At 71.6% G+C, this 7,449-nt stretch carries 6 protein-coding genes; 3 read left to right on the forward strand and 3 right to left on the reverse strand.

Annotated features, from left to right (window positions below; translation table 11 throughout):
• Positions 1 to 1,356 precede the first annotated feature (1,356 nt).
• Positions 1,357 to 2,559, forward strand: a complete 1,203-nt coding sequence (locus tag JHN45_RS48590) for an amino acid deaminase/aldolase (RefSeq protein ID WP_200717046.1) — start codon at positions 1,357 to 1,359, stop codon at positions 2,557 to 2,559.
• 45 nt (positions 2,560 to 2,604) lie between these two features.
• Here the strand turns inward: JHN45_RS48590 and JHN45_RS48595 are convergent, their stop codons facing one another.
• From JHN45_RS48595 to JHN45_RS48605, 3 genes are read right to left on the reverse strand one after another with little or no spacing between them, the layout of a single operon-like run.
• Positions 2,605 to 3,387, reverse strand: coding sequence for a 3-oxoacyl-ACP reductase (locus JHN45_RS48595; RefSeq protein ID WP_200717045.1), 783 nt, complete (start codon positions 3,385 to 3,387; stop codon positions 2,605 to 2,607).
• Entirely contained in the window at positions 3,384 to 4,793 is a 1,410-nt protein-coding gene (locus JHN45_RS48600; protein WP_201055879.1) for an aldehyde dehydrogenase, read from the reverse strand. Before JHN45_RS48600 ends, JHN45_RS48595 begins: the two co-directional genes overlap by 4 nt.
• Positions 4,794 to 4,839: 46 nt before the next feature.
• Positions 4,840 to 6,204 carry a glutamine synthetase family protein gene (locus JHN45_RS48605; protein WP_200717043.1) on the reverse strand — a complete coding sequence of 455 codons (1,365 nt, stop codon included), beginning with the start codon at positions 6,202 to 6,204 and terminating at the stop codon, positions 4,840 to 4,842.
• 96 nt (positions 6,205 to 6,300) lie between these two features.
• On the opposite strand from JHN45_RS48605, the gene JHN45_RS48610 reads away from it, so the two are divergent.
• Entirely contained in the window at positions 6,301 to 7,035 is a 735-nt protein-coding gene (locus JHN45_RS48610; RefSeq protein ID WP_200717042.1) for a FadR/GntR family transcriptional regulator, read from the forward strand.
• A 64-nt stretch (positions 7,036 to 7,099) separates the two neighbouring features.
• Positions 7,100 to 7,449, forward strand: a 350-nt coding sequence (locus tag JHN45_RS48615; protein WP_201055880.1) for a gamma-glutamyl-gamma-aminobutyrate hydrolase family protein, incomplete at its 3' end; no start/stop codon positions are given.

Genomic DNA, 7,449 nt, shown 5'->3' on the forward strand with positions numbered 1-7,449 from the left:
CGGGGCCGGAGCTGGGTCCGGGGCCGGCGCGGGTTCCGGTTCGGGTTCCGGCGCCGGAGTCGGCTCCGGGGCGGGTTTCGGAGGCGGGACCGTGCCGGGGCGTCCCGGGTTCGCGCGGCGCGGGTCGGTCGCGGATGCCGGCGGGGCGTCGGGGAAGCGGGCCGAGGCCGGTGGCGGCGGCGGGCTCACCGCGTCGGCGGCAGCGGGCGAGAAGGGGCGAAGACCGGGGAAGCGCGGCCGGGTGTCGGAGGAGCCTCCTGCCGACGAGCCGGCGGAACCGGAACCGACTCCAGCCCCGGAACCGGCCCCGCCTCCGAAACCCGCCCCGGAGCCGACTCCGGCGCCGGAACCCGAACCGGAACCCGCGCCGGCCCCGGACCCAGCTCCGGCCCCGGCCCCATTGCGGGCTCCCGAACCGTTGCTCTCCGAACTGTTGCCCTCGGAGCCCCCGCTCTCGGAGCCGTCACTCTCGAAGTTCTCGAAGCCGCCGCTCGCGAACCGGTTGCCCGGAGAAACCGAACCCGCGCCGAACCCGTTGCCCGGACCCGCAGTACGGTCCGCGCCGAACGCGCTGCCCTGAGCCGCAGCGCGGTCCGCGTCGAACCCGTTACCGGGACCCGCAGCGCGGTCCCCCGCCGAATCGTTGCCTCGGAACCCCGTGTCCGCGTCGGCCCGGGCGCTTCGTCTGGCCGCGCGTCTGGCGTTGCCGCCCTCCCACCATCCCGTGCCGGGCCGGTCGCCACCCCAGGTGGCCCTGCCGTTCCCGTCGCCCTGGGTGCCGCTGTCGGCCGGCGCCGCGTCCGACCCCGACGTCCCCGGTGCGCTCTGCGCAGCCTCCGTGCCCGACGCCGACGGATTCGGACCACGCCCCGAAACTGTCCTCGAAGCGGCTCCGGAAGATCCCCCGGTGCCGGAATGCGGTCCGTCCAAGTCCTCGCCTGCTGTGTCGTTCACGGGCTGCGTCGAACTCCCCGAAGGGGCCTGCGGCGAGGTGGGGTGTGGCGGTACGGGGGCGCGCCGCGCTTCCGTGCTCATGCACCCCCCGTTTCCTCGTACCCGGGCCACCGTTTGTTCGTCTGCGGGCCGGTGTGCTCCTGCCCTTGTTCGTATACGCGCCGACGTCCACCCCGCCTCACCCGGCACGTACACAAAAAAACAAAAGTCGTCCCGAGCACGCATACCCGCCGCGGCGGACCGCCATCCCGGGCGTGGTCGAACGACCGGCGGCGTTTCCTCCGTGCGTGCGCGTCACTCTACGGGTTGCCCCCGCTCGAACGAGAACCAGTCCACGCCCCCGGGGCTTCTGCCCGGAACGTCCCCCTACCCTGCGGTAATCCTGTCTGGCAGGCTGCGTTCATGACTGCGCGCGCCGCCGACCGGGCCCGTTACGACCGGGCCACCGCCCACCTCGACGCCCCTCTCGCGATCGTCGACCTGGACGCCTTCGATGCCAACGCGGACGACCTCGTCCGCCGGGCCGGCGGCAAGCCGGTCCGCGTCGCCAGCAAGTCCGTCCGCTGTCGAACCCTCCTCGAACGCGTCCTGGCCAGGGACGGCTTCGCGGGCCTGATGTCCTTCACCCTGGCCGAGTCCCTCTGGCTCGCCCGTTCCGGTTTCGACGACGTCCTCCTCGCCTACCCCTCCGCCGACCACGCCGCCTTCGCCGAACTGACCAGTGACCCCAAGCTCGCCGCCGCCGTCACCGTGATGATCGACGACCCGGCCCAGCTCAAGCTGATCGACGACTCCCGCGCCGGCGGCACCGAAGTGGTGCGTGTCTGCCTGGAGTTGGACACCTCGCTGCGGATGCTGGGCGGCCGGGTGCGCATCGGCGCGCTCCGCTCCCCCCTCCGCTCACCCGCCCAACTCGCCGACATCGCAAGGACGGTGGACCGCCGCCCCGGCTTCAAGGTCGTCGGGATCATGGCCTACGAGGGCCACATCGCCGGTGTCGGCGACTCCGTCGCGGGGCGGCCCTTCCGCTCCCGTGCGATCCGGCTGATGCAGGCCACCGCCAAGCGTGAACTCGCCGAGCGGCGCGCGGAGGTGGTGCGGGCCGTGCGGGCCGTCGTACCGGATCTGGAGTTCGTCAACGGCGGCGGCACGGGCAGTGTCCAGTACACGGCCGCCGAGGATTCCGTGACCGAGATCGCGGCCGGTTCCGGGCTGTACGTGCCGCGCCTCTTCGACAACTACACGTCGTTCACGGCCCGTCCGGCCGCGCTCTTCGCCCAGCCCGTCGTACGCCGCCCGGGCGTCGGCGTGGTCACCGTCCTCGGCGGCGGCTACCCCGCCTCCGGCGCCGCGGGCCCCGACCGCCTCCCGGTGCCGTATCTCCCGGAGGGTCTGCGCTACGACCCCCAGGAGGGGCCCGGCGAGGTGCAGACACCGTTGCTCGGCTCCCCCGCCGACGATCTGCTCATCGGCGACAAGGTGTGGTTCCGGCACGCGAAGGCCGGTGAACTGTGCGAGCGGTTCGAGTCGTTGCACCTGATCGAGGGTGACCGGGTGACGGCGACCGTCCCCACCTACCGGGGCGAGGGCATGACCTTCCTGTGAGCAATCACGGGGTCAACTGCCCCCGCTCCGGCGGGGGTTCGGCACTTACAGCGGTGTGACGTACGCCCCTGCGATGCCGCCGTCGACCAGGAAGTCGGCGGCGTTGACGAACGACGAGTCGTCGCTGGCCAGGAACGCGACGGCGGCGGCGATCTCGGTCGGCTCGGCGAAGCGGCCGACCGGGATGTGGACCAGGCGGCGCGCGGCCCGCTCGGGGTCCTTGGCGAACAGCTCTTGCAGGAGCGGGGTGTTGACCGGTCCCGGGCAGAGCGCGTTGACGCGGATGCCCTCGCGGGCGAACTGCACGCCCAGTTCACGGGACATGGCCAGCACACCGCCCTTGGAGGCGGTGTAGGAGATCTGGGAGGTCGCCGCGCCCATCCTGGCCACGAAGGACGCGGTGTTGATGATGGAGCCCTTGCCCTGGCGGCGCATGTAGGGGATCGCGGCCTTGCAACACAGGTACACGGAGGTGAGGTTGACGTCCTGGACGCGCTTCCAGGCCTCCAGCCCTGTGTCGAGGATGGAGTCGTCGTCGGGCGGCGAGATGCCGGCGTTGTTGAAGGCGATGTCGACGCTGCCGTAGGTGTCGAAGGCGGCCTTGAAGAGCGCCTCGACCTGCTCGGGGTCGGTGACGTCGACCTTCACGAAGAGTCCGCCGACCTCGTCGGCCGCCGCCTTGCCGTGGGTCTCGTCGATGTCGCCGCAGACGACGTTGGCCCCCTCGGAGGCGAGCCGCCGCGCGGTGGCGAGGCCGATGCCGCTGCCGGCTCCGGTGATGACGGCGGTACGGCCGACGAGTCGCCGGCAAACAATCTCTGAGGTCACTGTGCGGGGCCCTCCGTGCTGGTGGAGACGTTGGTGGTGGAGACGTCGCTGATGAAGACGTTCTTGGTCTCGGTGAAGGCGGTGAGCGCGTCCGGGCCGAGTTCGCGGCCGATCCCGGACTGCTTGAAGCCGCCGAAGGGGGTCCAATAGCGGACGCTGGAATGGGAGTTGACGGACAGGTTGCCCGCGCGGACTGCCTTCGAGACGCGCAGGGCGCGGCCGACGTCCCGGGTCCAGATGGAGCCGGAGAGGCCGTAGTCGGTGGCGTTGGCGAGGGCGATCGCCTCCGCCTCGTCCTCGAACGGCAGGACTACGGCGACGGGGCCGAAGACCTCCTCGACGGCCACGCGTGCGTGCGGGTCGACGCCGGTAACGACGGTGGGCGGGAACCAGAAGCCGGGGCCCTCGGGGGCCTTGCCGCGGATGCCGGCCAGGTCGTCGGTGACGTACGAACGGACGCGCTCCAGCTGGACCTTGGAGATCAGCGGGCCCATGTCCGTCTTCTCGTCGGCCGGATCGCCGACCGTGACCCCCTCGATCGCCGGGGTCAGGAGGTCCAGGAACCGGTCGTAGACCCCGCGTTGGACGAGGATGCGGGTGCGGGCGCAGCAGTCCTGGCCCGAGTTGTCGAGGAAGGACATGGGGGCCGCTGCCGCGGCTGCCTCGATGTCGGCGTCCGCGAAGACGATGTTGGGGCTCTTGCCGCCGAGTTCGAGGGTGACGCGCTTGAGGAGTTCCGAGCCCTTCGCCAACACCTGTTTGCCTACAGCCGTTGACCCCGTGAACACGATCTTCGCGACGCCCGGGTGCTCGACGAGCGCGGTGCCCGCGACCGGGCCGTGGCCGGGCAGTACCTGGAACAGCCCCTCGGGAAGGCCTGCCTCCAGGGCGAGTTCGGCCAGTCGGAGCGCGGTGAGCGGGGTCGTCTCGGCCGGCTTGAGGATGACCGCGTTGCCGGCCGCGAGTGCGGGGGCGGTGCCCCAAGCGGCGATCGGCATCGGGAAGTTCCAGGGCGCGATCACGCCCACCACGCCCAGCGGTTCGAGGATCGTGACGTCGAGACCGCCCGCGACCGGGATCTGCCGGCCGGTCAGCCGCTCCACTCCCCCGGCCGCGTAGTCGAGCAGATCACGGACGTTGCCGGCCTCCCAGCGGGCGTTGCCGACCGTGTGCCCGGCCTCGCGGACCTCCAACTGGGCGAGTTCTTCGAGGTGTTCGTCCACCGCCGTCGCGAAGCGGCGCAGCAGCCGGGCCCGGTCGGCGGGCGGCAGCGCGGCCCACTTCGTCTGGGCCCGGGCGGCGCGTACGACGGCGGCGTCCACGTCGGCCGCGGTGGCGGCCGGGACGGTGGCGATGACCTCCTCGGTGGCGGGGTTCAGTACGTGCAGCGGGTGCTCGGCAGGCAAGGGAGTCCTCACAGGCGTTCGTCGGCAGGCAAAGGGAGCCGGGTCCTCACAGGCGTTCGAAGGAGCGGCGCAGCTCCCAGTCGGTGACGGCGGCGTCGAAGGCCTCCAGTTCAACGCGCGCCATGTTGCGGTAATGGGCGACGACCTCGTCCCCGAAGGCGGCCTTGGCGATCGGGCTGTTCTCCCACAGCTCGGCGGCCTCGCGGAGGTTGGTGGGGACGTGCGCGTAGTCGCCGCTGTAGGCGTTGCCCGCGCAGGCCTCCGGCAGCTCCAGCTTCTGCTCGATGCCGTAGAGCCCGGCCGCGACGAGCCCCGCCACCGCGAGGAAGGGATTCACGTCCCCGCCGGGCAGCCGGTTCTCGAAGCGCATGGAGCGGCCGTGGCCGACGACCCGGAGGGCGCAGGTGCGGTTGTCGTAGCCCCAGGCGACGGCGGTCGGCGCGAACGAGCCCGGCTGGAACCGCTTGTAGGAGTTGATGTTCGGGGCGTAGAGGAGAGAGAAGTCGCGGAGCGCGGCGAGTTGCCCGGCGAGGAAGTACCGCATGACCTCGGACATGCCGCCCTCGCCGTCCCCGGCCATGGCGTTGCCGCCGTTGCCGTCGCCCAGCGAGAGGTGGATGTGGCAGGAGTTGCCCTCGCGCTCGTTGTACTTCGCCATGAAGGTGAGCGAGACGCCTTCCTGGGAGGCGATCTCCTTGGCGCCGGTCTTGTAGACGGCGTGCTGGTCGCAGGTGACGAGGGCGTCGTCGTAGCGGAAGGCGATCTCGTGCTGGCCGGGGTTGCACTCGCCCTTGGCGGACTCGACGGTCAGCCCGGCGGCGGCCATCTCGTTGCGGATCCGGCGGAGCAGCGGCTCGATCCGCCCGGTCCCGAGGACCGAGTAGTCGATGTTGTACTGGTTGGCCGGGGTGAGGCCTCGGTAGTTGGCGTCCCAGGCCTGTTCGTACGTGTCCTTGAACACGATGAACTCCAGCTCCGTACCGACCTGCGCGGTGAAACCGTGCTCGGCGAGGCGCTCCAGCTGGCGGCGCAGGATCTGGCGGGGTGCGGCGACCACCGGCGATCCGTCGTTCCAGGCGAGGTCGGCGATGAGCATGGCGGTGCCCGCGTTCCAGGGCACACGGCGGAGGGTGGAAAGGTCCGGGTGCATGGCGAAGTCGCCGTAACCGCGCTCCCAGGAGGACATCGCGTAGCCGTCGACCGTGTTCATGTCGGTGTCGACGGCGAGGAGGTAGTTGCAGCCCTCGGTGCCGTGTCGGAGCACGTCGTCGAGGAAGAAGCGGGCGGCGAACCGCTTGCCCTGGAGCCGTCCTTGCATATCGGGGAAGGCCAGGACGACAGTGTCGATCTCGCCACTGGCGACGAGGGCGTGCAGCTCCTCGACGCTCAGCGGGGGTGTGCGGTCTGCCACGGGAAAGCTCCTTCGGCTTCTGCGCGCTTTTTCCGGCCGGGCCGGAAGCCATAAGGTATTGCGGAGAACCATTGCTTGGGAAGGGGGTGCCGCCATATGTCGCTGGATGCGGAGAACGGCCTTGAGGACCGGTTGACCCCGGTACTGCGGCCGGTGCGGGCGGGCAACGGCTTCGAAGAGGCGCTGGAACAGATTCTGCAGGTCGTACGGCTGGGGCTGGTGCCGGGGGGCGAGCGGTTGCCGGCCGAGCGGGAACTGGCCGAGCGGCTGGGGATCAGCCGGGTGACACTGCGCGAGGTTCTGAAGGTACTGCAGGACCAGGGGCTCGTGGAGTCGCGGCGCGGGCGCTACGGCGGGACGTTCGTGCTGCCGAAGTCGGACGCCGGCGGCGAGGACGAGCTGCGGCGGCGGATCAGCGCGGTCGACATCGAGGACGTACTGCGGTTCCGGGAGGTGCTGGAGGTCGGCGCGACGGGCCTGTGCGCGACGCACGGTCTGAGCGCCGAACAGGGCGGGCGACTGCGCGACGCCCTCGCCCGCACGCACGACGCCCCGCTCGCCGACTACCGCCGCCTGGACACCCTGCTCCACCTCACCCTGGCCGAGTTGTGCGGTTCACCGACGCTGACCGCGCAGTACGCGGCGGTACGGGCCACGGTGAACGACCTCCTCGACTGCATCCCCCTCCTCGTCCGCAACCTGGAGCACTCGCAGCGGCAGCACATCGCGCTGGTGGAGGCGGTGCTGGACGGGGACGCGGACGGGGCGCGGGAGATGATGCGGGAGCACTGCGCCGGTACGGCGGCTCTGCTGCGGGGCTTCCTCGCGTGACGGCTGGGGTTGTCTAATGGTCCCCATCGAGTCCATTCACGTCGCTCGGCGGTCGGAGGAAAGCATGGCGGGCAGGCCGCTGATCGGCATCAGTACGTATCTGGAGGCGGGGGCGCGGTGGGGCGCCTGGGAGCTGGAAGCGGCACTGCTGCCGGCCGGCTACCCGCGCCTCGTCCAACAGGCGGGCGGCCTGGCCGCGATGCTGCCGCCGGACGCCCCCGAGCACGCGGCGGCGACTGTGGCCCGCCTCGACGGCCTGGTGATCGCGGGCGGCCCGGACGTCGAGCCGGTCCGCTACGGCGCCGAGCGCGACCCCCGCACCGGCCCGCCCGCCCTCGCCCGCGACGCCTGGGAACTCGCCCTGATCGAGGCCGCGTTGACGGCGGGCCTGCCGCTGCTGGGCATCTGCCGGGG

This window comes from Streptomyces sp. MBT53, from assembly GCF_016654115.1.
GTDB lineage: Bacteria > Actinomycetota > Actinomycetes > Streptomycetales > Streptomycetaceae > Streptomyces.

Coding starts and splice junctions, on each gene's coding strand:
- JHN45_RS48590 (WP_200717046.1), top strand. CDS start 1,357: ATGACTGCGCGCGCCGCCGACCGGGCCCGTTACGACCGGGCCACCGCC.
- JHN45_RS48610 (WP_200717042.1), top strand. CDS start 6,301: ATGTCGCTGGATGCGGAGAACGGCCTTGAGGACCGGTTGACCCCGGTA.